Origin of the sequence: Aeromonas sp. Y293-4 (assembly GCF_027705905.1) — a bacterium.
GTDB lineage: Bacteria > Pseudomonadota > Gammaproteobacteria > Enterobacterales > Aeromonadaceae > Aeromonas > Aeromonas veronii.
Genome location: NZ_JAPDCI010000003.1, coordinates 12657 through 36557 on the forward strand (window position 1 = coordinate 12657; position 23901 = coordinate 36557).

At 61.0% G+C, this 23901-nt stretch carries 22 protein-coding genes; 15 read left to right on the forward strand and 7 right to left on the reverse strand.

The window, feature by feature from the left end:
• Positions 1-5: 5 nt before the first annotated feature.
• On the reverse strand, positions 6-1256 hold the full coding sequence (locus OKC31_RS04040; protein WP_227095196.1) for a methyl-accepting chemotaxis protein: 1251 nt from the start codon (positions 1254-1256) through the stop codon (positions 6-8).
• A gap of 101 nt (positions 1257-1357) precedes the next feature.
• Here OKC31_RS04040 and OKC31_RS04045 point away from each other — a divergent pair, with 101 nt between their 5' ends.
• The 11 genes from OKC31_RS04045 (at position 1358) to OKC31_RS04095 (ending at position 15414) form a co-directional block, all read left to right on the forward strand.
• Entirely contained in the window at positions 1358-2110 is a 753-nt protein-coding gene (locus OKC31_RS04045) for a potassium channel family protein (RefSeq protein WP_005354446.1), read from the forward strand.
• A 146-nt stretch (positions 2111-2256) separates the two neighbouring features.
• A complete protein-coding gene (locus OKC31_RS04050; RefSeq protein WP_005335443.1) occupies positions 2257-2862 on the forward strand; it encodes a TIGR04211 family SH3 domain-containing protein in 606 nt (201 codons plus the stop codon).
• Between the two features lie 313 nt (positions 2863-3175).
• Positions 3176-6340 carry a bifunctional proline dehydrogenase/L-glutamate gamma-semialdehyde dehydrogenase PutA gene (gene putA, locus OKC31_RS04055; protein ID WP_247823402.1) on the forward strand — a complete coding sequence of 1055 codons (3165 nt, stop codon included), beginning with the start codon at positions 3176-3178 and terminating at the stop codon, positions 6338-6340.
• 221 nt (positions 6341-6561) lie between these two features.
• Positions 6562-7341: an NAD(+) diphosphatase gene (gene nudC, locus OKC31_RS04060; protein WP_247823401.1), complete on the forward strand. Its 780-nt coding sequence runs from the start codon at positions 6562-6564 to the stop codon at positions 7339-7341.
• A 182-nt stretch (positions 7342-7523) separates the two neighbouring features.
• Positions 7524-8591, forward strand: coding sequence for a uroporphyrinogen decarboxylase (gene hemE, locus OKC31_RS04065; protein ID WP_247823400.1), 1068 nt, complete (start codon positions 7524-7526; stop codon positions 8589-8591).
• Between the two features lie 111 nt (positions 8592-8702).
• On the forward strand, positions 8703-9632 hold the full coding sequence (locus tag OKC31_RS04070; protein WP_247823399.1) for an ROK family protein: 930 nt from the start codon (positions 8703-8705) through the stop codon (positions 9630-9632).
• A 60-nt stretch (positions 9633-9692) separates the two neighbouring features.
• Complete coding sequence (gene epd / locus OKC31_RS04075; protein WP_247823398.1) at positions 9693-10703, forward strand: erythrose-4-phosphate dehydrogenase; 1011 nt, start codon at positions 9693-9695, stop codon at positions 10701-10703.
• 61 nt (positions 10704-10764) lie between these two features.
• Positions 10765-11928 (forward strand): phosphoglycerate kinase, encoded by a 1164-nt coding sequence (locus OKC31_RS04080; RefSeq protein WP_005335436.1) that lies wholly within the window; start codon positions 10765-10767, stop codon positions 11926-11928.
• A 115-nt stretch (positions 11929-12043) separates the two neighbouring features.
• The gene (gene fbaA / locus OKC31_RS04085; protein WP_005340963.1) at positions 12044-13123 is read left to right on the forward strand and encodes a class II fructose-bisphosphate aldolase; all 1080 of its coding nucleotides are present in this window, start codon (positions 12044-12046) and stop codon (positions 13121-13123) included.
• A gap of 159 nt (positions 13124-13282) precedes the next feature.
• A complete protein-coding gene (locus OKC31_RS04090; RefSeq protein ID WP_247823397.1) occupies positions 13283-14587 on the forward strand; it encodes an NAD(P)/FAD-dependent oxidoreductase in 1305 nt (434 codons plus the stop codon).
• A gap of 239 nt (positions 14588-14826) precedes the next feature.
• Positions 14827-15414, forward strand: coding sequence for a hypothetical protein (locus tag OKC31_RS04095; RefSeq protein ID WP_247823396.1), 588 nt, complete (start codon positions 14827-14829; stop codon positions 15412-15414).
• Positions 15415-15468: 54 nt separating this feature from the next.
• Here OKC31_RS04095 and OKC31_RS04100 read toward each other — a convergent pair whose 3' ends face one another.
• The 3 genes from OKC31_RS04100 to cutA form a co-directional block, all read right to left on the reverse strand.
• Entirely contained in the window at positions 15469-15882 is a 414-nt protein-coding gene (locus tag OKC31_RS04100) for a hypothetical protein (protein WP_040068021.1), read from the reverse strand.
• A gap of 131 nt (positions 15883-16013) precedes the next feature.
• Positions 16014-17804, reverse strand: a complete 1791-nt coding sequence (locus OKC31_RS04105) for a protein-disulfide reductase DsbD (RefSeq protein WP_247823395.1) — start codon at positions 17802-17804, stop codon at positions 16014-16016.
• Positions 17801-18118 carry a divalent-cation tolerance protein CutA gene (gene cutA / locus OKC31_RS04110; protein WP_139406746.1) on the reverse strand — a complete coding sequence of 106 codons (318 nt, stop codon included), beginning with the start codon at positions 18116-18118 and terminating at the stop codon, positions 17801-17803. The genes OKC31_RS04105 and cutA overlap by 4 nt, the downstream gene beginning before the upstream one ends.
• 244 nt (positions 18119-18362) lie before the next feature.
• Here cutA and OKC31_RS04115 point away from each other — a divergent pair, with 244 nt between their 5' ends.
• Positions 18363-18719, forward strand: a complete 357-nt coding sequence (locus OKC31_RS04115; protein ID WP_069529227.1) for a hypothetical protein — start codon at positions 18363-18365, stop codon at positions 18717-18719.
• A 162-nt stretch (positions 18720-18881) separates the two neighbouring features.
• Here OKC31_RS04115 and OKC31_RS04120 read toward each other — a convergent pair whose 3' ends face one another.
• Complete coding sequence (locus tag OKC31_RS04120; RefSeq protein ID WP_201944393.1) at positions 18882-19328, reverse strand: PACE efflux transporter; 447 nt, start codon at positions 19326-19328, stop codon at positions 18882-18884.
• Between the two features lie 125 nt (positions 19329-19453).
• Between OKC31_RS04120 and OKC31_RS04125 the strand changes: the two genes are divergently transcribed.
• Positions 19454-20335 carry a LysR family transcriptional regulator gene (locus OKC31_RS04125; protein ID WP_216952960.1) on the forward strand — a complete coding sequence of 294 codons (882 nt, stop codon included), beginning with the start codon at positions 19454-19456 and terminating at the stop codon, positions 20333-20335.
• Between the two features lie 6 nt (positions 20336-20341).
• Here OKC31_RS04125 and ygfZ read toward each other — a convergent pair whose 3' ends face one another.
• On the reverse strand, positions 20342-21250 hold the full coding sequence (gene ygfZ / locus OKC31_RS04130) for a tRNA-modifying protein YgfZ (RefSeq protein ID WP_247823394.1): 909 nt from the start codon (positions 21248-21250) through the stop codon (positions 20342-20344).
• A 111-nt stretch (positions 21251-21361) separates the two neighbouring features.
• Between ygfZ and OKC31_RS04135 the strand changes: the two genes are divergently transcribed.
• Positions 21362-21631, forward strand: a complete 270-nt coding sequence (locus tag OKC31_RS04135; RefSeq protein WP_005335417.1) for an FAD assembly factor SdhE — start codon at positions 21362-21364, stop codon at positions 21629-21631.
• Positions 21632-21650: 19 nt separating this feature from the next.
• Positions 21651-22043, forward strand: a complete 393-nt coding sequence (locus OKC31_RS04140) for a protein YgfX (RefSeq protein ID WP_139441637.1) — start codon at positions 21651-21653, stop codon at positions 22041-22043.
• Between the two features lie 154 nt (positions 22044-22197).
• Here the strand turns inward: OKC31_RS04140 and nadB are convergent, their stop codons facing one another.
• The gene (gene nadB / locus OKC31_RS04145; protein ID WP_139441639.1) at positions 22198-23805 is read right to left on the reverse strand and encodes an L-aspartate oxidase; all 1608 of its coding nucleotides are present in this window, start codon (positions 23803-23805) and stop codon (positions 22198-22200) included.
• Positions 23806-23901 lie beyond the last annotated feature (96 nt).

A 23901-nucleotide genomic window follows, 5' to 3' on the forward strand; every position in this document is an offset into this window, starting at 1 on the left:
AACAGTCAGGCGAGCTTGAAGGACTGGATCTGGCTGTCGAGATCCTTGCTGTGCTGCTCGACCAGTTCGGAGGCCTCTTGCAGTTCGCGCAGCACAACGACGGAGCCTTCGGCGATCTGCTTGACCTGCTCCAGATTGCCGCGCATCTCTTCGGCGACCGAGCTCTGCTGCTCGGAGGCGGCGGCGATGTGGCGGTTCATGTCGGCCACGCCCTGTACCCGCTGCACTATGGTGGCGAGCTGGGTACCGGCCTGGGTCACCTGTTCTACCCCCTTGTCGGCCTGCTGTACGCTTTGGGCCATCAGCTCGCCAGCCTGATGGGCATTGCCCTGCAGTTGTTCGATCATCTTCTGGATCTCGACGGTGGCGGCCTGAGCCCGGTTGGCCAGCTCGCGCACTTCGGAGGCCACCACGGCAAAGCCACGACCTGCTTCACCGGCGCGAGCCGCTTCGATGGCCGCGTTCAGTGCCAGCAGGTTGGTCTGCTCCGAGATGCCGCGAATGGTGTCGACCACAGAGCCAATGCGCTCGACCCCCTGCTCTACCTCGTTGACCACGGTGGCGGAGCGCTGGATGTTGCCGGAGAGGGTGTCGATGGTGCTGACGGTGTCGGCGACGCAGCGGCTCCCCTCTTCCGCCAGCTGGCTGGTTTCGGCGGTGGCGTGAGAGGCCTGATCCGCATGGGCGGCCACTTCACGAATGGCGCCGACCATCTGGCTCATGGCGCTGGCCAGCTGTTCGATCTGGGTGAACTCTTCGTTGATCGCTTCGTTGGCCTCTTCCATGCAAAGGGTCACCTGGGAGGCGATGTCGTTGAGCTCCTTGCAGGCGGCGCGCTGGTTGCCAAACACCTCTTTGAGATTCTCCTGCGAGTGGGAGACCGCCTTGGCGATGTCACCGAATTCGTCACGAGACTTGAGCAGTACCTTGTGGCTGAGGTCCCGCTTGGCGAAGCGCTCCAGCAGGCCCACCAGATAGTGCACCTGCTTGACCATCAGGCGGGAGCCGGTGAGCAGCAGGATCACGAACAGCAGCCCCATGATGGCGGTCTCCATCAGGCCGGTCCAGAGCAGGCGATTGGAGATCGCATCCGCCTTGGCGGGATCGAGCCCTTCGCTGAGCAGGGTCGCTTCCAGATTGTTGGCGTCAAACCAGAGTTTTGTCAGTAGCAGGAGGGTACTGAACACCATCAGCAGCACCACTTTGGGTACCAACCGGATGTTGCTCATTCTTTTCTCCAGCAGGTTCAGCTGCATTGTCATTCTCCTTTTAAAAGCCGTTTTTTCCTTTGCCCTCAGGACTATCGGCATTATCTTCTCTTTTATTAATTTGCACTGTGCTTAAAGTTGGAAAATGTATGCGACATCACTTAACTCATCTGCGGGCGATGGATCTGCTGATGGCATTTCTGTCGATTATCTCGGTTGTGCTGGTGACGGCCCGCTGGTGGGGCCATGAGAGCCTCACACCACAGACTCTGCAGCTCTTCTATGACCTCGACAGTCTGATCTGCTACTTCTTCCTCGCGCACTTTGCTTATGGCTGGATCCGGGCCTCTGATCGCAAGGCCTATTTCAAGGCCAACTGGATCTATCTGCCGGGTAGCCTGCCGATGGCGGAGCAACTGCGCTGGGCGCGGTTGATCCAGCTTTGGCGGGTCTATCAGCTGTTCAAGGAGCACCCGGATCTCTGGGCCATGTTCCGTCGCGAGCGCAACGAGACCACCCTCTCCGGCATCTTGTTCCTCTTCTTCCTGCTGCTGGGGGTGGGTTCCGGCGTCATGTACTGGATTGAGTCAGGCCAGCCCGGCAGCCAGATTGAGACACCTTACGACGCGTTCTGGTGGACGCTGGTGACTCTCTCGACAGTGGGTTACGGCGATCTGGTGCCCAAGACCGAGGAGGGGCGGTTTGTCGCCAGCCTGCTGATCCTGTTCGGGGTCGGTTTGTTCGGTGCCATCAGCGGTTTCATGGCCAGCCTGTTTTTGCAGCCCAACAAGGGGGATGGCGAGACCGACAAGTGGCGTCATCACTACAACAACCAGCAAGAGGAGCTGCTGCGGGAGATCCGCGCCCTGCGCAGCGAGGTGCAGGAGCTGAAAAACAAGTGAGGCCGCAGACGGGCAAGTTGCGAGGTGACTCGCAACTCTGCGCGTATTATCCCGGGGGAGGTGCTTTTTCTTTGCTTGTCCTTTAACCTGCTGGCGGCTTAACATTCAACCTCTTGTCCAAACCTGAAAAAGAGAACCGATCGACCATGCGCGCCCTTCTCGGGATTTTGATCTGCTTGTGTGCCCAACAGGCACTGGCCGATACCCGTTATGTTTCAGACAACATCTTTACCTATATCCACAATGGCCCGGGTACCCAGTACCGGATCCTTGGCAGCGTCAAGGCTGGTGAACCGCTGGAGGTAAAGGCGGTGAACAGCGAGGCCGGTTTCACCCAGGTGGTGGACGGTCGTGGCCGCGAGGGGTGGATCAAGAACAGCGAACTGCAGAGCCAGATCAGCCTGCGCGAGCGTCTGCCCCAGGTGGAAAAAGAGCGCGATGAGCTTAAAGATCGCCTGCAGAACCTCAACGGTGACAACGAGAAACGCTTCACCGAGAAGGATGGCCAGATCGCTGCCCAGAGCAAGGAGATCGCCGCTCTCAAGGCCCAGCTGGTCAGTCAGGGTGAGGAGATGAGCAATCTCAAAGAGCAGAATGATGCCCTGACCCAGAGCTACGACAACCAGGAGCACGACATGCAGATGGACTGGTTTATCCGTGGTGGTGCCATGGTGGGTGCCGGTATCCTGCTTGGCATCCTGCTGCCCATGTTGCCCCGTCGTCGCAGCCGTGGCGATCGCTGGATGAACTGACAGCATCTGGCTGAATGAATTGCTGAGAAGGGTCGCCGTGGCGGCCCTTCTTTTTTGGGGCGCATTGGGCGGAATGCGTGGCTGCTTTGCGACAGGGTGGTGGCAGATCGTATACAAAATGAAGTCAGATGACCCTCACGCTTGCTGGCGTATTGGCTTCAAAAGGGAATTCATGGGGGGAATGAGCGATCTTTGTTAAAGAGTGGCAACAAATTCATTTCATATAGGGTGCAATATTGTATACATTATCGGCGTTTCGGCGGCGCGTCCGCCTTTGTCGATATTAGCCCTAGGGCGTACAGGAAGACCCCATATGTTCAAAGCTACTCAAGTGCTTGCCGCTGACTATATCCCCTCCGATCTGGCCGCCCTGCGCGAAGCCATCACCCAGAACTACGTGGTGGATGAAAATGCCTATCTGGCCGAACTGTCGGCCATGCTGCCGGGGGATGGCGCCTCGCTGGAGCAGGTGACCCAGCGTGCCCGTACCCTGGTGACCAAGGTGCGCAAGGAGAGCGGCTCCGGTGACGGTATCGACGCCTTCCTGCAGGAGTACAGCCTGGATACTCAGGAGGGGATTATCCTGATGTGTCTGGCCGAGGCGCTGCTGCGCATTCCCGATGCCGAGACCGCCGATGCCCTGATCAAGGACAAGCTCTCCGGCGCCAACTGGTCCTCCCATTTCCGCAAGAGCGATTCTACTCTGGTCAACGCCTCCACCTGGGGGCTGATGCTGACCGGCAAGATCATCAAGCTCGACAAGAAGCTCGACGGCAACCCGGCCAACCTGCTGGGCCGCATGGTCAACAAGCTGGGGGAGCCGGTGGTGCGTTCCGCCATGTACGCCGCCATGAAGATCATGGGCAAGCAGTTCGTGCTGGGTCGCGACATGAAAGAGGCACTCAAGGCGAGCCGCAAATCCCGCGAGCTGGGTTACACCCACACCTACGACATGCTGGGTGAGTCGGCGCTGACCATGCAGGATGCCGACAAGTATCTGACCGATTACCGCAACGCCATCGAGGCGGTGGGCAATGAGCGGATCAGCGACGGCGGCCCGGCCCCTTCCATCTCCATCAAGCTCTCGGCGCTCCATCCACGCTATGACGTGGCCAACCGCGAGCGGGTGCTCGGCGAGATGTGCGAGCGGCTGGTGGGGCTGGTGCGTCTGGCCCGCGACAAGGATGTGGCCATCAGCATCGATGCCGAAGAGATGGACCGCCTCGAGCTGTCGCTGGATCTGTTCGAGCAGCTGTATCGCTCCGACGCCAACCGTGGTTGGGGCAAACTCGGCATGGTGGTGCAGGCTTACTCCAAGCGCGCCCTGCCGGTACTCTGCTGGCTCACCGCACTGGCCCGCGAGCAGGGTGACCTCATTCCGGTTCGCTTGGTAAAAGGCGCCTACTGGGACAGCGAACTGAAATATGCCCAGCAGGCGGGTCTGCCCGGCTACCCGCTGTTTACCCGCAAGGTGGGTACCGATATCTCCTACCTCGCCTGCGCCCGCTACCTGCTGAGCGAGCCGACCCGTGGCTTTATCGCCCCCCAGTTCGCCACCCACAACGCCAATACCGTGGTCAGCATTCTGGAGATGGCCGGTGATCGCCAGTTTGAATTCCAGCGTCTGCACGGCATGGGGGAGGAGCTGCACAACGCCGTGCTGAACGACAATCCCGGCCTGCACTGCCGCATCTACGCGCCGGTCGGCGCCCACAAGGACTTGCTGCCCTATCTGGTACGCCGCCTGCTGGAGAACGGGGCCAACACCTCTTTCGTTCACAAGCTGGTGGATCCCAATACCCCGGTGGACTCGCTGGCCGAGCATCCGCTGCGCACCCTCAAGCGCTACTCCGGCTTTGCCAACGACCGGATTCCGCAGCCGGTGAACCTGTTCAGCGACCGCAAGAACTCCAGCGGCGTCAACATGAACATCCTCTCCATCCAGCGCCCCTTCTTCACCCGCTTGAAAGAGCTGGAGAGCAAGCAGTGGCTGGCAGGCCCCATCGTCGATGGCGAGACCCTCAAGCGCAGCGAGGCACGCACCGTGCTGAGCCCGCAGGATGTGAGCCTCACCGTCGGCAAGATCCACTGGGCCGACGAGCTGGCGGTGGAGCAGGCCTTGGCATCTGCCCACGCTGCCTTCCCGCGCTGGCGTGAAACCCCGGTGAGCGAGCGTGCCGCCGCGCTGGAGAAGCTGGCGGATCTGCTGGAAGCGAACCGCGAGCAGTTCGTCTCCCTCTGTACCCGCGAAGCGGGCAAGCTGCTGCAAGATGGCATCGACGAGGTGCGTGAAGCGGTCGATTTCTGCCGCTACTACGCGGTACAGGCGCGCAGCCTGATGGGGCAGGCGACCCTGCTGCCCGGTTACACCGGCGAGCAGAACGAGCTGTTCCTGCAGGGGCGCGGTGTCTTTGTCTGCATCAGCCCGTGGAACTTCCCGCTGGCGATCTTCCTCGGCCAAATTGCCGCTGCGCTGGCCACCGGCAACACCGTCATCGCCAAACCGGCGGAGCAGACCGGCCTTATCGCCCATCTGGCGGTGACGCTGGCCCATCAGGCCGGTATTCCGGGCGACGTGCTGCAGCTGCTACCCGGTGACGGCGCCACCGTGGGGGCCAAGTTGACTGCGGACTCGCGCATTGGCGGCGTCTGCTTCACCGGCTCCACCGAGACGGCCAAGCTCATCAACATGACTCTGGCCCAGCGCGATGGCGCCATCCTGCCGCTCATCGCCGAAACCGGCGGCCAAAACGCCATGATCGTCGACTCCACCGCCCTGCCGGAGCAGGTGGTGCGGGACGTGGTGAGCGCCGCCTTCCAGAGTGCCGGTCAGCGCTGCTCGGCCCTGCGGGTACTCTACCTGCAGGAGGAGATCGCCGAGCGGGTGCTGGAGATCCTCACCGGCGCCATGCAGGAGCTCAAAGTGGGCAACCCGGCTGAGCACAACACCGATGTCGGCCCGGTCATCGACGCCGATGCCAAGGGCGGGCTGGATGCGCACCTGGTGCACATGATCCCGCGTGCTCGCCTGATTGCCCAGGCGCCGATGCCAGCCGCGACCATGGAAGGGCACTTTGTCCAGCCGACCGCGCTGGAGATCGGCTCCATCCGCGAGCTGGCCAAGGAGCAGTTCGGCCCAATCCTGCACGTGGTGCGCTACGCCACCCGGGATCTGGACAAGGTGATCAGCGATATCAACGGCACCGGCTATGGCCTGACGCTCGGGATCCACAGCCGCAATGAATCCCACGCTGAGGAGCTGGCGAGCCGCATCAACGTGGGCAACGTCTACATCAACCGCAACCAGATCGGCGCCATGGTCGGGGTGCAGCCGTTCGGCGGCCAGGGGCTCTCCGGCACCGGTCCCAAGGCGGGCGGCCCTCACTACCTGAGCCGTTTCGTCACCGAAAAGACCCGCACCATCAACACCACCGCGGTGGGCGGCAACGCCTCCCTGCTGGCGATGGGTGATGCCTGATCCGCGTCGATAGAGGCCGGATACGGGATACCGGATAACAACGGGCCGCCTTCGGGCGGCCTCTTTATTTGCACCATCCGTTTTTTACGAATGGGACAATCGGCCACGGCGGGGTCGTCAGCGACCCGTGCTGGTCGTAAGATGGAAGCCATTCGCGTGGCGTTTGCCCCTTGGCGGGCCCGCCGTAGCCGGGGTTTTGTTTTAACGAGAGTGTTTATCCGATGTCATTAACCGAACAAGCCCGCTGGTTCGTGCTGGGGGGCGATCATCTGGTACTGCTCGATCAGCAGGGAGAGGTGCCACAAGGAAGTAAAGCGTGCCTGCCCGCAGCGCTGGCTGACGCCTCTTTCGAGCGTTTTGACGAGTGGCAGGGGTTGCCCTGCTATCTGCTCGATCTGGGTGATGAGGCCGACACGAGCGCCATGAGTCCTCTGCGCCAGCTGATGGTGGCGGGAGACGAAGAGGGCTTTCGCCTCGCAGGTCGTGCCTGGCAGCTCGTTACCTTCCGCCGCACCCACCGTTTCTGCGGCGAGTGCGGCGCCCCCATGACCCCGAAGGCGGGGGAGTGGGCGCAGGTGTGCCACCTCGGCCACACGGTCTATCCGCGTATCTCCCCCTGCATTATCGTGGCGGTGCGCAAGGGGCCGGAGATCCTCTTGGCGGCCCATCGCCGTCACTATCAGGCGGACGATCCCATGTATACCGTGCTGGCCGGCTTTGTGGAGGCGGGAGAGAACCTTGAGCAGTGCGTGGCACGGGAGGTGTTCGAGGAGAGCGGCATCCGGGTGCGCAATGTGCGCTATGTGGCGAGCCAGCCCTGGCCCTTCCCCCACAGCCTGATGATGGGCTTTACCGCCGACTACGAGAGCGGCGAAATCCGGGTGCAGGATGACGAACTGGTCGCTGCCGATTTCTTTACCGCCGACCGCTTGCCGCGTTTGCCTCCCCACGGCACCATCGCCCGGCGGCTGATCGAGCGTTCGCTGGCGGGTGAGGGGTAACGAGGCGCTTATCTTTTCGCCAACCTTTTTGCACTTCTTGTTACAAGCGGGGCGGTCAGGTTTGCGCCCCTTCACATCTTTGCAATCGCGCGTCCATTTGCCACGTTTTGGGCAGTCCGATCCGGTGGGCAAAGTGGTATTATGGCCGCCATTTTATGCGTGATACGAACTCAGGAACTGGGATGAAAGAGCTGAAGAACGATCGATACCTGCGCGCCCTGCTGCGTCAGGATGTGGACATGACCCCGGTATGGATGATGCGCCAGGCTGGCCGTTATCTGCCGGAATACAAGGCGACTCGCGCCCAGGCGGGGGATTTCATGTCCCTGTGCCGCAATGCCGAGCTGGCCTCTGAAGTCACCCTGCAGCCGCTGCGCCGCTACCCGCTCGATGCCGCCATCCTCTTCTCCGACATCCTGACCGTGCCCGATGCCATGGGGCTCGGTCTCTACTTCGAGCAGGGTGAAGGCCCGCGTTTCGAGCGTCCGATCACCTCCATGGCCGACGTGCAGGCGCTGCCCATTCCGGATCCGGAAGATGAGCTGGGCTACGTGATGAATGCGGTGCGCACCATCCGCCGCGAGCTGAAGGGTGAAGTGCCGCTCATCGGCTTCTCCGGCAGCCCATGGACTCTGGCCACCTACATGGTGGAGGGGGGCAGCTCCAAGGCGTTCACCAAGATCAAGCAGATGATGTACGCAGAGCCGCAAACCCTGCACCTGCTGCTCGACAAGCTGGCCGACAGCGTGATTGCCTATCTCAACGCCCAGATCAAGGCGGGTGCCCAGGCGGTCATGGTGTTCGACACCTGGGGCGGCGTGCTCACCCCCCGCGATTACCGCGATTTCTCCCTGCAGTACATGCACAAGATTGTCGATGGCCTGATCCGCGAGCACGACGGTCGCCGTGTGCCGGTCACCCTGTTCACCAAAAACGGCGGTCAGTGGCTGGAGCAGATCGCCGCCACCGGTTGCGACGCGCTGGGTCTGGACTGGACCACTGACATCGCCGACGCCAAGCGCCGGGTCGGCGACAAGGTGGCGCTGCAGGGCAACATGGATCCCTCCATGCTCTACGCTACCCCGGCTCGCATCCGTGAAGAGGTCGCCTCCATTCTGGCCGGTTTCGGTCACGGCAATGGCCACGTATTCAATCTGGGTCACGGCATCCATCAGGATGTGAACCCGGAACACGCCGGCGTGTTCGTCACCGCGGTACACGAGCTCTCCGCCCAGTACCACGGTCGCTAAGGCCGGGGCGAGAGAAGAAGAGTTTGTTTGATATCCGGGGCCGCAAGGCCCCGTTTTACATTGAAAAAGGCGCCGCGACGACGAGAGCGTGGCGCCAGTGCAGGAGGCAAGATGAGCTGCAAGTCACTGGATTGGGGTATCGATCTTGGCGGTACCAAGTGTGAATGCGTGGTGCTGGAGGGCGACGAGGTGCTGCTGCGCCACCGCATCCCCACCGAGCGGGCGGGCGGTTATGAGCACATGATCGGTCAGATCGCCAAGCTGGTGGAGGAGTGCGCCGAGAAGATTGGTCAACGCCCGACCGTCATCGGCATGGGCACGCCGGGGGCGCGGGATCCGCAGACCGGCCTGATGAAGAACTGTAACACCACCGAGCTCAACGGCAAGCCGTTCAAGGAGGATCTGGAGCGCAAACTGGGCGTGCCGGTACTGATCGCCAACGACGCCAACTGCTTCGCGCTGGCAGAAACCCATCTCGGTGCAGTGCGTCAGCACCATCCCGATGCGAAAGTGGTGTTCGGCATCATCATGGGCACCGGAGTCGGCTCCGGCATCGTCATCAACGGCCAGATCCTCAACGGCCACCACGGCATCGCCGGTGAGTGGGGCCACAACGTGCTTTCCCCCGATGGTCCCGAGTGCTACTGCGGCAAGCGCGGCTGCGTCGAGGCCCTGATCAGCGGCCCGGCGCTGGAGGCCTGGTACGAGGCCAAGGCCAAGCGCCGCCTCTCGCTCGCCCAAATCGCGGCCGCCACGGCTCACGATCATGTGGCCAAGCTCACCATCGACCGGCTGCACCTGCTGTTTGGTCAGGCGCTGGCCAACGTGGTCAACATTCTCGACCCGGATGTGATCGTCATCGGCGGCGGGGTGGGCAATGTGCAGAGCCTTTACAACGCCGGACGGCAGACAATTTTGCCCTTCCTCTTTAATCCCCGCTTCAGAGCCCCCATTATTGCTCCTGCCCTTGGCGACAGTGCCGGGGTATTCGGGGCGGCACTGCTGGCCCGCGGTGAATTCAAGGAGGCCCTGCTGTCGTAGCCGGGGCTCCCGGGCGGCCGGTGCGCCGTCTTGTTGCTGGTTCAAGGAAACGGATTCTCGATGATCAAGATTGCCATCAATGGTTACGGGCGGATCGGTCGCAACGTGTTGCGAGCCCTCTATGAAAGCGGACGCGACAAGACCATCAAGATCGTCGCCATCAACGAGCTGGCGGCCCCCGAGGCCATGGTGCACCTGACCCGTTACGATACTAGTCACGGTCGCTTCCACCATCCGGTGCAACTGGCGGGCAACAGCATGCTGGTGGGGGAGGATCTCATCTCTCTGTTTGCCGAGCGGGATCCGTCAAAGCTGCCGTGGCGGGCGCTGGGAGTCGATGTGGTGCTGGATTGCACCGGGGTATTCTGCTCGCGGGCCGATGCCGAGCTGCATCTGGCGGCGGGGGCGGGCAAGGTGCTTTTCTCCCACCCGGCGGATGCGGATGTGGATGCCACCGTGGTCTACGGGGTCAACCATCATACCCTCACCGGAGCGGAGCGGATTGTCTCCAACGCCTCCTGTACCACCAACTGCGTGGTGCCGGTGATTGAAACATTGCATCGAGAATTCGAGATAAATTGTGGTACTATTACGACAATTCATTCGGCCATGCATGATCAGCAAGTCATCGATGCCTACCACAGTGACTTGCGCCGAACCCGCGCTGCCAGTCAGTCCATCATTCCGGTGGACACCAAGCTGGCAAAGGGGCTGGAGCGTATCCTGCCCCACTTCGCCGGCAAGTTTGAGGCGATCGCGGTGCGGGTGCCGACCATCAATGTAACAGCGATGGATCTCAGTATTACTGTTCGTAAAAAAGTGACAGTTACTGACGTAAATCAAGCCCTGCAACGGGCATCCAGAGGTACATTACACGGTATTCTGGATTACACGGAAGAACCGCTGGTCTCCGTAGACTTCAATCATGATGCACACTCCTGCATCATTGATGGTACCCAGACCCGGGTGAGCGATGCCAACCTCGTCAAGATGTTGATGTGGTGCGATAACGAATGGGGCTTCGCAAACCGGATGCTGGATACCACCCGGGCCATGATGGCCGCAGGCTGAGCCTGCCCCGGGCGAAAGGTTACTGTTTTTAACATTACCTGGAAAATATAGAGGACTGAATATGTCTGTTATCAAGATGACTGACCTGGATCTGGCGGGTAAACGCGTTCTGATCCGTGCTGACCTGAACGTACCGGTAAAAGACGGCAAGGTCACCTCCGATGCACGTATCGTTGCGACTCTGCCGACCATCAAGCTGGCTCTGGAAAAGGGCGCCAAGCTGATGATCACCTCCCACCTGGGTCGTCCGACCGAGGGTGAATACAACGAAGAATTCTCCCTGGCTCCGGTTGTCAACTATCTGAAAGACGCTCTGTCCTGCCCGGTTCGCCTGGCCAAGGATTACCTGGATGGCGTAGAAGTCGCTGCCGGTGAGCTGGTTGTGCTGGAAAACTGCCGCTTCAACAAAGGCGAGAAGAAGAACACCGAAGAGCTGGCCAAAAAATACGCCGCCCTGTGTGACGTCTTTGTAATGGATGCGTTCGGTACTGCTCACCGCGCCGAAGGTTCCACCTACGGTGTGGCTCAGTTCGCTCCGGTCGCCTGTGCTGGTCCGCTGCTGGCGGGTGAACTGGAAGCCCTGGGCAAAGCCATGCTGAAGCCCGAGCGCCCGATGGTTGCCATCGTTGGCGGCTCCAAGGTCTCCACCAAGCTGACCGTTCTGGAATCCCTCTCCAAGATCGCTGACCAGCTGGTTGTCGGTGGTGGCATCGCCAACACCTTCATCGCTGCTGCCGGTCACAACGTCGGCAAGTCCCTGTGCGAGCACGACCTGATCGACACCGCCAAGAAACTGGCTGCCGAGACCAACATTCCTGTGACCACCGACGTGGTTGTAGGTGCCGAGTTCTCCGAGTCCACTCCGGCGACCATCAAGTCCGTCTCTGACGTGACCGACGGCGACATGATCTTCGACATCGGCCCGGATTCTGCCAAGGCTCTGGCTGACATCATCATGAACGCCAAGACCATCCTGTGGAACGGCCCGGTCGGTGTATTCGAGTTCGACCAGTTTGCTGAAGGCACCAAGGTTATCGCTGAAGCCATCGCTGCTTCTCCGGCCTTCTCCATCGCTGGCGGTGGTGACACCCTGGCTGCTATCGACAAGTTCGGCATCGCTGACAAAGTCTCCTACATCTCCACTGGCGGCGGCGCCTTCCTGGAGTTCGTAGAAGGCAAGGTACTGCCGGCTGTTGCGATTCTGGAACAGCGCGCTAAAGCCTAATTGACCCGGAACGGGGGGCAAAAGCCTCCCGTTTCGTTTATCATGTGCCCGCTGTGCCGGTTCATGATGAACCCCCCATTTTTTATTAACGGCATACGAGACAGGACGATTAAACATGTCTAAGAAAATTTTCGACTTCGTAAAACCCGGCGTGATCACTGGTGATGACGTTCAGAAAGTGTTCGCCATCGCTAAAGAGAACGGCTTTGCTCTGCCGGCCGTAAACTGCGTTGGTACCGACTCCGTGAACGCCGTACTGGAAGCTGCCGCCAAGGTTAAAGCGCCGGTTATCGTTCAGTTCTCCAACGGTGGTGCCGTGTTCACCGCCGGTAAGGGTCTGAAGCTGGAAGGTCAGAAAGCTGCCATCCTGGGTGCCATCTCTGGTGCCAAGCACGTTCACGCTGTTGCCGAAGCTTACGGCGTGCCGGTAATCCTGCACACCGACCACGCTGCCAAGAAGCTGCTGCCGTGGATCGACGGTCTGCTGGAAGCGGGCGAGAAGCACTTTGCTGAAACCGGCAAGCCGCTGTTCTCCTCCCACATGCTGGATCTGTCCGAAGAGTCTCTGGAAGAGAACATCGACATCTGCTGCGAGTACCTGACCCGCATGGCCAAGATGAACATGACTCTGGAGCTGGAACTGGGTTGCACCGGTGGCGAAGAAGACGGCGTCGACAACAGCCACATGGATCAGTCCGCTCTGTACACCCAGCCGGAAGATGTTGCTTACGCTTACGAGCGTCTGTCCAAGATCAGCCCGCGTTTCACCATCGCTGCCTCCTTCGGTAACGTACACGGTGTATACAAGCCGGGTAACGTCAAGCTGACCCCGTCCATCCTGGACGCTTCCCAGAAGTACGTTTCCGAGAAGTTTGGTGTTCCAGCCAAGTCTCTGGACTTCGTATTCCACGGTGGTTCAGGTTCCACTCTGGAAGAGATCCGCGAGTCCATCTCCTACGGCGTAGTGAAGATGAACATCGACACCGACACCCAGTGGGCAACCTGGGAAGGTCTGCTGAACTTCTACAAGAAGAACGAAGCTTACCTGCAAGGCCAGCTGGGCAACCCGGAAGGCGCCGACAAGCCGAACAAGAAGTACTACGATCCGCGCGTATGGCTGCGTGAAGGTCAGACTTCCATGATCGCTCGTCTGGAGAAAGCATTCTCCGACCTGAACGCCATCGACGTACTGTAATTCGTTACAGCACCTTGATTGCATGAAAAGGCGCCCTTCGGGGCGCCTTTTGCATTTCTGTGATCCGCACCGGTTGGTGAGTGGAGGAGGAACTGGGTATTATCGAAACAACTTTGCTTATTTTATTAAACAATTTGCAACCAAGGCAGGATGCTGAGTATGCAGGCAGGAAAGCACAACGGATATCAGGAGCACGTCGCCTCCTACTACGCGGCCACCCGCAACGACTCGCAACAGTGGCCCGAGCTGGAGGGGGAGCACAAGGCTGACGTCTGCATCATCGGCGGCGGTTTTACCGGTCTCAATACCGCCATCAACCTGGCTGATGCGGGCTACAAGGTGGTGCTGCTGGAGGCCAACCGCATCGGCTGGGGGGCGTCGGGGCGCAACGGCGGTCAGCTTATTCGCGGTATCGGCCACGACACCAACCAGTTTGCCCGCTGGATTGGTGAGGAGGGGGTGCGCGAGCTCGACCTGATGGGGCTGGAGGCGGTGCAGCTGGTGCGCGAGCGGGTGGAGCGTTTCAATATCGACTGCGATCTCACCTGGGGTTACTGCGATCTGGCCACCCGTCAGCGCCATCTGGCAGGTTTTGAGGAGGAGCTCGACCATCTGGCGAGCCTCGGCTATGAGCACGAACTCAAGCTGGTGCCGCGCGAAGATATCCATACCGTGGTGGGGTCGGATCGCTATATCGGTGGCCTTATCGACATGGGCTCCGGCCATCTCCATCCCCTCAATCTGGCGCTCGGCGAGGCACGTGCCGCCGCCAGCCTCGGGGTTTCCCTGTTTGAACACTCCAGAGTGACCCATATCGATTACGGCAAGCAGGTCGAGGTGACCACGGCTCATGGGCGGGTCACCGCCGATTATCTGGTGATCGGCTGCAACGCCTACCTCAACGACCTCAATCCGGAGCTGGGAGGGCGGGTGCTGCCGGCCGGCTCCTACATTCTTGCCACCGAGGTGCTGGATCGCCGCTTGCGCCAGCGCTTGCTGCCGCAAAACATGGCGGTGTGCGATCAGAACGTGGCGCTTGACTACTACCGCCTCTCCGCCGACGGTCGCCTGCTGTTTGGCGGCGCCTGCAACTACTCGGGAAGGGATCCCCGCGACATCAAGGCCTTTATGTTGCCCAAGATGCTGCGGGTCTTCCCCGAGTTGGCTGGCACTGCCATCGAGTTTCAGTGGGGCGGGATGATCGGGATCGGCGCCAACCGGCTGCCGCAGATTGGCCGCTTGAAGGAGCATCCCAACGTGCTCTACGCCCAGGCCTACTCGGGGCATGGCCTCAACGCCACCCATATGGCGGGCAAGCTGGTAGCCGAGGCGATCCGCGGCGAGAGCCGGGGTTTCGATCTCTTTGCCAGCGTGCCCCATATCACCTTCCCCGGCGGCCCGGCGCTGCGCTCCCCGCTGCTGGCACTGGGTATGCTGTGGCACCGGATGAAGGATATCTTCTGACCCCCATTGTCAGCCTGCGCAGTGATGGCTGAACGCCAGCCCCCTTGCCAAGCTCTTGTTTATAGCGGGTTAGCACTATCATTCCGCCTGATAGACCAAAAGATGCATTCGCGCCAATCTCGTCCGGTTGGCGCTATCTTTTAGGTGTGAGAGCGGTTATCTGCCAAGGGGACGAGGGTGTGTCTGCTTGCCGGAATACTTGCCGAGAAAGAGCTGAGGACGGGGAGAGGAGGGCCAAGATGGAGATAAATGTGGTCGCGTCAGGCGGGCTCAGCCCGCTGGCGCAACGGCAGGGTTCTCCCGCTGTGCAGGCACAGGAGCGGGCTGCAACTTCACCATCAACGGGCAGTGACAGCCTGGTGCGCGACCTTGGCGCTGTGCTGGATGAGCTGGGGCTGTCACCACAAGGGGAGAGCAGCGGCGGTGGCACTGTTTCAATCAGGGATTCGCTAGAGGCGTTCATCAACACCATGATGGGCTCCCTGCAACAGCAGCAGGAGCAACAGCTGGCATTGCAGCAACAACAGCGGCAAGAGCAGGAACAGCGCAAACTCGCCATCGCCGACAGCAGCGAAAACCCGCTCAAGCGGGATCTGGAGCGCCTGCTGGAGACGCTGGATCAGCAGGGCGGACAGGAAAAAGCGAGCGAGCAAGGAGCCGAGCGTGAAGCGGTCAACCCCTTGCAGAGCCAGCTGACCAAGCTGCTGGAGAGCAGTGGTGCGGCAGAGAGCGGGGTCACCCTCAAGGAGGTGCTGTCAGGGTTGGCCAGCAAGCTGCCGAACGAACCTGCCGAGCGAAAAGGGTATCGGGTCGATACCCAGGTTTGAGCTGGTTGGCAACGGCAGGAGAGTCGTTGCAGAGCATAAGGGGCGGAAAGCCCTTTATTGGGCCGGTTCCGCCAGCCGCCACCCCTGTTCGTCCTTCATCATCCACACCTCGGCCTCTTGTGGCAGCACCTGGCCCGCCTCGAACTCGCCATATTTGCGCTCGAGCTCCATCAGCCCCATCTCCTGCTGGAAGGGGCCAACCCGGTCGTAGACCAGGTCCTCGTCGTGCAACACCTGCAACTGATCGAGCCCCTGCTTGAAGTGGAGCTGGTAACTCACCTTGACCAGATAAACCCCCTCCATCCGCTCCTCCTTGCCGAGGATAGTGAAATCGCTGATCTCGAACAGGTTGGCGTCTGTCTCGGCCAGCAGCCTAGCGGTAACTTGGCTCCGGATATCCTCTTCACCGGGCCCTGCACTGCAGCCATAAAGCCAGAGGGCTAGCAGGGGGATGAACCACTTTTTCATCAAAACTCCGGACGGGCGAGACAATCGAAGGGCAAATTCTGCCATGCTGCCGGTCATATACAAGGGATTGCCAGAAAAATCAGTGCGTAACGTATAAGGCTGCCCCTGTCTGTCGACAGGGGCGCCGTTGGTCAGCGTAGCTGATCAAGCCTGCCCAGAAACTCCACCGGCCCCATAAAACCGGTGACCCGCTGCCCAGCCAGCTCCTTGCCCTCGCGGTCGAAGAAGATGAGGGTCGGCAGCCCCAGCACACTGAGGCTGTTGAGCAGCTCGACATCGGCATCGTCGTTGGCAGTGACATCCGCCTGCAGCAGCACCATCTGGCCGAAGCGCTCGCGCACGGTTGGGTCACTGAAGGTCTTGTGCTCGAACTCCTTGCAGGCGACGCACCAGTCGGCGTAGAGGTCGAGCAGCACCGGTTTGCCGCGGGCGGCGGCCAGCTGCACCTTGAGATCATCCAGCGTCTTGACGCGGATAAACTGTGGCGCCGTTTGACTGGCATCCGCCGTGATGGCAGCAGGGGTGGCCGGTTGCAGCAGATCTTTGCCCACTACCACGGCGCTGATCATCGCCAGCAACAGCACGAAGCCACGCACGCTTCTGGCCACCGAGTGGGGCTGATGCTGGTTGTGGTGATAGAGATAGCCGCACAGCAGCAGCCCCCAGCCAAGCCAGGCGAGGGTAGTAACTTGATCGCTCCATAGCCGTGACAGCAGCAGGAGCGGCACCGCCAGCAGGGCGAAGCCAAACAGCTGCTTGATCACATCCATCCAGGCGCCCGCCTTGGGCAGCAACTTGCCCCCCGAGGTGCCGAGCAGCAGCAGCGGTAGCCCCATCCCCAGTGACAGCGCATAGAGCGCGGCGCCGCCGAGCCAGAGATCGCCGCTCTGTGCAACATAGATCAGCGCCCCCGAGAGCGGCGCCGTGGTGCAGGGGGAGCAGACCAGCCCGGAGATCATCCCCATGATGGCGACCCCGACTACCGAGCCGCCCTGCTGGCGGTTGGAGAGGCCAGAGAGCCGGGTTTGCAAACTGCTCGGCAGTTGCAGGGTGTAGAGCCCGAACATGGAGAGGGCCAACAGCACGAACATCACCGATAGACCGATCAGCACATAGGGGTGTTGCAGCGCCGCCTGGAATTTCAGCCCCGCTGAGGCCACTACCAGTCCGAGCAGGGTGTAGGTGACCGCCATCCCCTGCACATAGACCATGGAGAGCAGGAAGGCGCGACCGGTGGAGAGGCGATGGCCAGCTCCGGCGATGATGCCGGTCAGGATTGGGTACATGGGGAAGACGCAGGGGGTGAAGGAGAGCCCCAGCCCCAGTGCGAAGAAAGCGACGATGCTGAGCCAGAACCCCTGATTGCCGAGGGCAGCGGCCAGCTGATCTTGCTGGCTAACCGGTGCGACGCTTTGTGCCGTATCAGCAGTGGACGCTGTGGTTGCCGTGACCAGCGGGGCCACGTCGATCAGTTTGTCGGTCGGCGGGTAGCAGAGGCCGTCGGTACAGCCCTGATAGCGCACCCGCAGGGTGGCGCCGTCGCCCACTTCTTTGAGCGGCACCGCGATGCTCACCTGCTGGTAGTAGACTCGGGTCTTGCCGAAGAAGTCATCCTCGTGCTCGGTGCCTTCTGGCAGGGTCGGCTCGCTGAAGGTGAGGTTGTTCCCCTTGAAGCGCAGGCTGTGGCGATAGAGGTAGTAATCGTCGGCGATGTGGAGGGTCAGCAGCAGCTGATCGCCACGCTGTTCGCTCTCGATCTGAAAGGCTTCATCGACCTGCAAAAATTTGGGCTTGGCGTTGGCCTCAATACCCAGCGAGCTGAGCAGATCGGCGCCGCTGGCGTGGGCTGGGGAGCTGCCCACCGCTGTCATCAGCAGGACGCAGAGCAGCAGCAGGGGAGAGAGCAAGCGGTTGAACGTCATGCGGTCTCCCCATTGAGCCAGTCCAGATAGGCAGGTAGTCCGGCACTTACCGGCAGGGCCAGCAGCTCGGGCACCTCATAGGGGTGATGGGCTTGAATACATGCCTGCAGCTCGGCAAAGCGCGATTGACGGGATTTGATGATGAGCTGGATCTCGGGGGCGCGCTCCACCTTGCCTTGCCAACGATAGACGGAGGTGACGCCCGGCAGTTGATTGATGCAGGCGGCCAGCCGCTGGTTCAGCAGCTGTTCGCAGAGAAGGTCGGCACTGGTTTGATCTGGGCAGGTGCAGAGCACCACAATGGCGTCGGTCATAAAGCGGATCTTCACCTCGTTGGGGTAAACCGGGCAGGCGCCCTTGCCGTCTCATCCCTGTCTGCGGATGAAGGTGAAAAAAGCGCCCGAAAATCAGCGGCTACTATACCCCAGAGGCGCTTCAAATAGCATCTGTAGCCATTTGTGAGCCAGCGCCAAAAATTTGTGGGGGGCATGAGATAGACGCTGTCATGGGGACAGGGCAGAATGAGCGGGCTTGTTCCCAATTGACGTAAGGAAATGTATGACCCAACAGAATGAGCAGCAGAGAAACCGCATGTTGAGCCTGCTGCGCGAAGGTGAGCGCCGCATGTTGGTTCAATTGGCCGGGCTGCTGCGCACGACCGCCGATGAAATCAATGCCGAGCTGGAGAAAGAGGAGCTGATGGCCACCCTGGAGCAGCCCATCACGGTGGAGTATCTCAACGGCGTGGTGCAGCACCATCTGTTCGAGCGCAAACACAAGGGAGATATGGCGGTTGCCCAGCAGATCCTGAGCGATTATCAGAGCGAACTGGAAGCGCTGCAGGCCGCCCAGGCGCAGCCTGAAGAGGCTGTCGCAACTGACGAGAGCGGCGAAGAGCTCAAAGCCCAGGCTTGAACGACGGGCAGGCCTGAATCCTTACCTCTGAATCAGCCGGCCTGCCAGCGCTGATCCCTCTTGCGGCCCCATCATGTCTGCCATGATGGGGTCGTGTCGTTTCTTCTGTAGTCTTTCCTTGTTGCCCTTCACTTCTCGGTTTCAATCCAACTGATTCGTGCCTTAGCGCGCCTCTTGTGGCATGCCGTGCGGCACTTCGCGGGGGATGGGGAACACCTTGTCATAGCACCAGTTGTAGACGAAGGCATAGATCAGGTAGAAGACGACGAAGCCCAGATCCAGCACCAGCGCCTCCAGCAGGCTGACGCTCAGCCACCAGGACATGACCGGCAGCGCGACGATCAGCAGACCGCCCTCAAAGCCGAAGGTATGCAGCACCCGTTGCCACAGGGTCTTGTGGGTATGGCCCTGATATTTGAGCAACAGCTTGTCGACCCCGATGTTGTAGATGTAGTTCCAGACGGTGGCCAGCACCGAGAAGAACAGTGCCAGCGGGCCCATATGGTTGAGCCCGACCCCGGTAACCCAGCTGGCCAGCGGGGCGGCAATCAGCAGGCCAATGAATTCAAAGCCAATGGCATGGCGCAGGCGATCGTTACGGGTACGCATAAGTCACTCTCTCAATCAGGTTCATTCACGAATTGCAGGTTAATCTATAGAACTCTAGCGATAGATTCATGTTGGTATCCATCGCTAAAATAGATGGATGAGAGAGCTTGCCGGAGGGCCACAAGATGACGCCATCACTGGAACAACTGAGGATCTTGCTGGCGGCCGCCGAAACCGGCTCGTTTTCCGCTGCCGCCCGCAAGCTGGGCAAGGCGCAGTCGGTAGTGAGCAGCGCCATCGCCAATCTGGAGATCGATCTGGCGCTCACCCTGTTTGACCGCAGCGGCCGCTATCCGCAACTGACGGACGCGGGGGCCCGCATGGTGCAGGAGGCGGGGATCCTGCTGGCGCAGAGTGAACGATTGCAATCCATTGCCGGGGAGCTGGCGGCCGGGGTGGAGACGCGGCTCACTCTGGCCATCGATGATGACTCCCACCTACCCTGGCTCGGCACCCTGCTGGAGGAGTTCGCCACTCGCTACCCGACCGTGGAGCTGGAGCTGCTCTTCCCGCTGATGGAAGATGTGACCGAGATGCTGGTGACCGGCCGGGCCCAGCTCGGCATCAGTTATCAGAAGGTGCATCCCCAGCGGGAGATTGTCGCCCATTCGCTGGGGGAGGTGACCATGCCGCTGGTGGTGTCACCGGATCATCCGCTGGCCCGCAAGCAGCCGCTGCGGGAGGTCGATCTGCAGGGGGCACGTCAGCTGATGGTGACCGGCCGACGTGAAGGGAGCGAGCGCCAGCGTTTTCGCATCTCGGCTCAGGTGTGGTGGGTCGAGGGGGATCTCGGGGTGCTGGAGCTGGTCAAGCGGGGCCTTGGCTGGTCCGCCATTCCGGAATTTCTGCTGCATCAACCGCTGAAGCGGGGCGAGGTGGTGGTGCTGGAGCCGGACTTTATCGCCAGCCACGCGCTGGCGCTTGAGTTGCAGTGGCATCGCGCCCGCCCGCTGGGGCAGGCGGGGCGCTGGCTGAAGGAGGCACTGCTGGCGCGGGTGCCTCGCTAGCCGACTTTACTCGGTCAGGGTGTAAGGCAGGGGTTGCACGGTGAGGCGGGAGCCTTCGTCCTGCTTGAGGCGGAATAGGGCGTCAGCCTCGGTATCTTTCGGCAGTACGGCGGTGAGCCACACCTGCCCGGCCTGTTGCCAGGCGTTGAGCACCATGCCGCTGCGACGCCAGTTGTCACCCAGTTGCAGCTCAAGGGTATCGCCGCTGGCAACCGGCTCGCCGGTAGTGCCCGCCAGCAGGAACAGGGCGCGGTTGTTGGCGCCGCGATACTTGGCGCGGGCCACTGTCTCCTGCCCCATGTAGCAGCCCTTGTTGAAGCTGATGCCGTCCAGCGCCTGCAGGTTGAGCATCTGCGGGATAAACTCCCCCTGATGCACTGCCTCCATATGCGGCAGACCCGCCTTGATCTCGAGCCCCCACCAGAGTGACTCGTCACCTTGCGGCAGGGCGTCGGCTTGTTGATTGCTCACCAGCAGCCAGCGATCCTGCTCAATCTTCACCGCCATGCCGCCATCGATCAGACCGCTCTGCTCAAGGCCAAACTGCGCGGCGATCCAGCCATCGCTGCCCGTACCGGCGATCCCGGTAGCGTGACGCTCATCGGCGGTGATCTCGACCTTGGAGAAGACGGCAAATTTCTTCAGCTCCGGCAACTGACGTTCCAGCACCGAGGGGCTGGTCAGCAGCAGCAGGCTGTCGTCGAGGCAGAGCAGGCGGAAATTGCTCCACAGCTTGCCCTTGGGATCACAGTGGCCACCCGGGGTCTGTTGCCCCGGTTGTAGGGCGTTGACATCACAGGTGACCTGACCTTGCAGATATTTGGCGCGATCCTGGCCGCTGATACGGGTGATGGCCAGCTTGGTCAGGGGGAAGCGGGTCGGCTCGGCAGGAAAAACAGGTGGTTGCAGGCTCACGATGGTATTCCAGAGAGAAAGTATGTGAGCTGCATGGTAAAGACGTAACTAATGTTTGTCAGCCGGAAAATCCAGCTGGTACCATCCCCCGGTCTTTGTAAGGAGAGTGCCATGTTGAGCCCAGTTGAAAAATCCCGCCTGAAGTGGGCCTGCCGTCGCGGTATGCTCGAGCTGGATGTGATCTTTATGCCCTTTTTCGAACACGAGTTCGACTCCCTGAGCGAAGCCGATCAGCAGACCTTTATCCGCCTGCTGGCGAGCGACGATCCGGATCTGTTCAAATGGTGCATGGGTCATGGTGTCCCTGCCGATCCCGCATTTGCCGCCATGATCCCGATGATCCTGGAGCGCAATCAGGCGCGCCACGACCGCCAGGGGTAATACCGTGGAGCGGGTGATCATGACGGTTCACCCCTCCCGCCATCAGCAATGTTTGCTGGTGGCCCTCTTTCTGTTGCTGCTCTGGCCGGTGGCTGGCCTGATTGCCGGTTGGCAGTGGGCGCTGTTGCTGCCCGTCTGGCTGGCGGCGCTCTGGTTGAGCTGGCGTGCGCTCGCCGAGCCCCCGTTCGAGCTCGTTTGGGATGGTCAGTGGTTGCAGTGGCAAGGTCGTCGCTATCAGCTTGACAAGAAAAGCCGCATTCTGCCCGGCGTGCTCAGGCTGGTGCTTTGTCCCGATCCGCAAGAGAGTGGAGCCGTGTCGCCACGGCAACTGTGGCTCTTCTCCGATGCCCTTCCCCCCGAACATTACCGCCTGCTGGCGCGAGCCATCCACTTTCTGCCGTCCCGGCGCTGACGCCTGCTTTCCGTGATGACCATGCGCTGATTTATCGCGATAAGCTGTTGCCATGTGGCTGGCGACACTCTTTTGTGGCTGAAAAGCGGTTGAAAACAAGTGACCCCGCCGGGGCGGGGTCACTGATTGCTGCAACGCTTGGCAGGAAGGGGGATTAATCCCGCTCCGGGGTCAGCACGGTCGGTTTGGAGTCCGGCAGCATATCCGGATAATCCAGGTTGTAGTGCAAGCCGCGAGACTCCTTGCGCTGCAGGGCGCAGTTGACGATAAGCTCGGCTACCTGCAGCAGGTTGCGCAGCTCCAGCAGGTTGTTGGAGACGCGGAAGTTGGCGTAGTACTCCTGCACCTCCTGCTTGAGCAGGTCGATGCGGCGCTTGGCGCGGGCGAGGCGTTTGTTGGTACGCACTATCCCCACGTAGTCCCACATCATCAACCGCAGCTCGTGCCAGTTGTGCTGGATCACCACCAGTTCGTCGGAATCTTCCACCTTGCTCTCGTCCCACACCGGCAGGTGCGGCGGCTCCACGCTCATCGGCAGCTTGGCCAGAATGTCGGCCCCCGCCTGATGGGCATAGACCACGCATTCCAGCAGGGAGTTGGAGGCCATGCGGTTGGCGCCGTGCAGACCGGTGTAGGTCACTTCACCTATGGCGTAGAGGCCGGGAATATCGGTCTGGCCGTTGTTGTCGATCATCACGCCGCCACAGGTGTAGTGGGCGGCCGGCACGATGGGCATCGGCTCCTTGGTGATGTCGATGCCGACCGCGAGGCAGCGCTCATAAATGGTCGGGAAGTGCTTGATGATGAAATCGGCCGGTTTGTGGCTGATATCCAGATACATGCAATCCGCCCCGAGCCGCTTCATCTCGTGGTCGATGGCGCGGGCGACAATATCGCGCGGTGCCAGCTCGGCCCGCTCGTCAAATTCCGGCATAAAGCGGCTGCCGTCCGGGCGGCGCAGATAGGCCCCCTCGCCACGCAGCGCTTCGGTCAGCAGGAAGTTGGGGTCGTCCGGGTGAAACAGGCTGGTGGGGTGGAACTGGTTGAACTCCAAGTTCGCCACCCGGCAGCCGGCCCGCCATGCCATGGCGATGCCATCGCCAGAGCTCACATCCGGGTTGGAGGTGTACTGGTAGACCTTGGAGGCACCACCGGTGGCCAGCGCCACGAAACGGGCACGGATCACCTCGACCTGCTCGGCGTTGCGGTTCCAGACGTAGGCCCCCAGCACCTTGTTGCCCGGCAGGTTGAGCTTGCGGGTGGTGATGAGGTCGACTGCGTTGAAGCGCTCCATCAGCTGGATATTGGGGTGAGCGCGCACCTGATCGATCAGGGTCAGTTGCACCGCCTTGCCGGTGGCATCCGCTGCGTGGAAGATGCGGCGATGGCTGTGGCCTCCTTCGCGGGTGAGGTGGTATTGGGACTCGCCGTCGGCGTTCTCCTCCTGATCGAAGGGGACCCCTTGCTGAATGAGCCACTGGATGGACTCGCGGGCGTGGCGTGCGGTGAACTCCACCACTGCCGGGTCACACAACCCGGCGCCCGCGTTGAGCGTGTCGCTCACGTGGGATTCGATGCTGTCGGTTTCGTCGAAAACGGCAGCGATGCCTCCTTGCGCATAGAAAGTGGCCCCTTCACTGATGGGCCCCTTGCTCAGAACCAGGACTTTGGCGTGGTCTGCCAATCGCAACGCGAGGGACAAACCAGCGGCACCGCTGCCAATGATCAGTACATCGCAAAGGTATTCAACACTTGCTTTCATAAGTATCATTGGCCTGGATTAAGAACTGGCACCATGGTAGCCCAAGCGAGGGCGAGGATGCAGCCTGCATCACATTTTTTTCAATTGAAGCGAACT

Bases quoted from the DNA above. Each gene is read 5' to 3' on its own strand.
- OKC31_RS04090 (WP_247823397.1), top strand. From the start codon at position 13,283: ATGCAGGCAGGAAAGCACAACGGATATCAGGAGCACGTCGCCTCCTAC.
- OKC31_RS04140 (WP_139441637.1), top strand. From the start codon at position 21,651: ATGACGGTTCACCCCTCCCGCCATCAGCAATGTTTGCTGGTGGCCCTC.
- nudC (WP_247823401.1), top strand. From the start codon at position 6,562: ATGTCATTAACCGAACAAGCCCGCTGGTTCGTGCTGGGGGGCGATCAT.
- OKC31_RS04045 (WP_005354446.1), top strand. From the start codon at position 1,358: ATGCGACATCACTTAACTCATCTGCGGGCGATGGATCTGCTGATGGCA.
- epd (WP_247823398.1), top strand. From the start codon at position 9,693: ATGATCAAGATTGCCATCAATGGTTACGGGCGGATCGGTCGCAACGTG.
- OKC31_RS04105 (WP_247823395.1), bottom strand. From the start codon at position 17,804: ATGACGTTCAACCGCTTGCTCTCTCCCCTGCTGCTGCTCTGCGTCCTG.
- OKC31_RS04125 (WP_216952960.1), top strand. From the start codon at position 19,454: ATGACGCCATCACTGGAACAACTGAGGATCTTGCTGGCGGCCGCCGAA.
- OKC31_RS04100 (WP_040068021.1), bottom strand. From the start codon at position 15,882: ATGAAAAAGTGGTTCATCCCCCTGCTAGCCCTCTGGCTTTATGGCTGC.
- OKC31_RS04080 (WP_005335436.1), top strand. From the start codon at position 10,765: ATGTCTGTTATCAAGATGACTGACCTGGATCTGGCGGGTAAACGCGTT.
- OKC31_RS04115 (WP_069529227.1), top strand. From the start codon at position 18,363: ATGACCCAACAGAATGAGCAGCAGAGAAACCGCATGTTGAGCCTGCTG.
- OKC31_RS04120 (WP_201944393.1), bottom strand. From the start codon at position 19,328: ATGCGTACCCGTAACGATCGCCTGCGCCATGCCATTGGCTTTGAATTC.
- putA (WP_247823402.1), top strand. From the start codon at position 3,176: ATGTTCAAAGCTACTCAAGTGCTTGCCGCTGACTATATCCCCTCCGAT.
- OKC31_RS04040 (WP_227095196.1), bottom strand. From the start codon at position 1,256: ATGCAGCTGAACCTGCTGGAGAAAAGAATGAGCAACATCCGGTTGGTA.
- cutA (WP_139406746.1), bottom strand. From the start codon at position 18,118: ATGACCGACGCCATTGTGGTGCTCTGCACCTGCCCAGATCAAACCAGT.
- OKC31_RS04070 (WP_247823399.1), top strand. From the start codon at position 8,703: ATGAGCTGCAAGTCACTGGATTGGGGTATCGATCTTGGCGGTACCAAG.
- hemE (WP_247823400.1), top strand. From the start codon at position 7,524: ATGAAAGAGCTGAAGAACGATCGATACCTGCGCGCCCTGCTGCGTCAG.
- fbaA (WP_005340963.1), top strand. From the start codon at position 12,044: ATGTCTAAGAAAATTTTCGACTTCGTAAAACCCGGCGTGATCACTGGT.
- OKC31_RS04095 (WP_247823396.1), top strand. From the start codon at position 14,827: ATGGAGATAAATGTGGTCGCGTCAGGCGGGCTCAGCCCGCTGGCGCAA.
- OKC31_RS04135 (WP_005335417.1), top strand. From the start codon at position 21,362: ATGTTGAGCCCAGTTGAAAAATCCCGCCTGAAGTGGGCCTGCCGTCGC.
- OKC31_RS04050 (WP_005335443.1), top strand. From the start codon at position 2,257: ATGCGCGCCCTTCTCGGGATTTTGATCTGCTTGTGTGCCCAACAGGCA.
- nadB (WP_139441639.1), bottom strand. From the start codon at position 23,805: ATGAAAGCAAGTGTTGAATACCTTTGCGATGTACTGATCATTGGCAGC.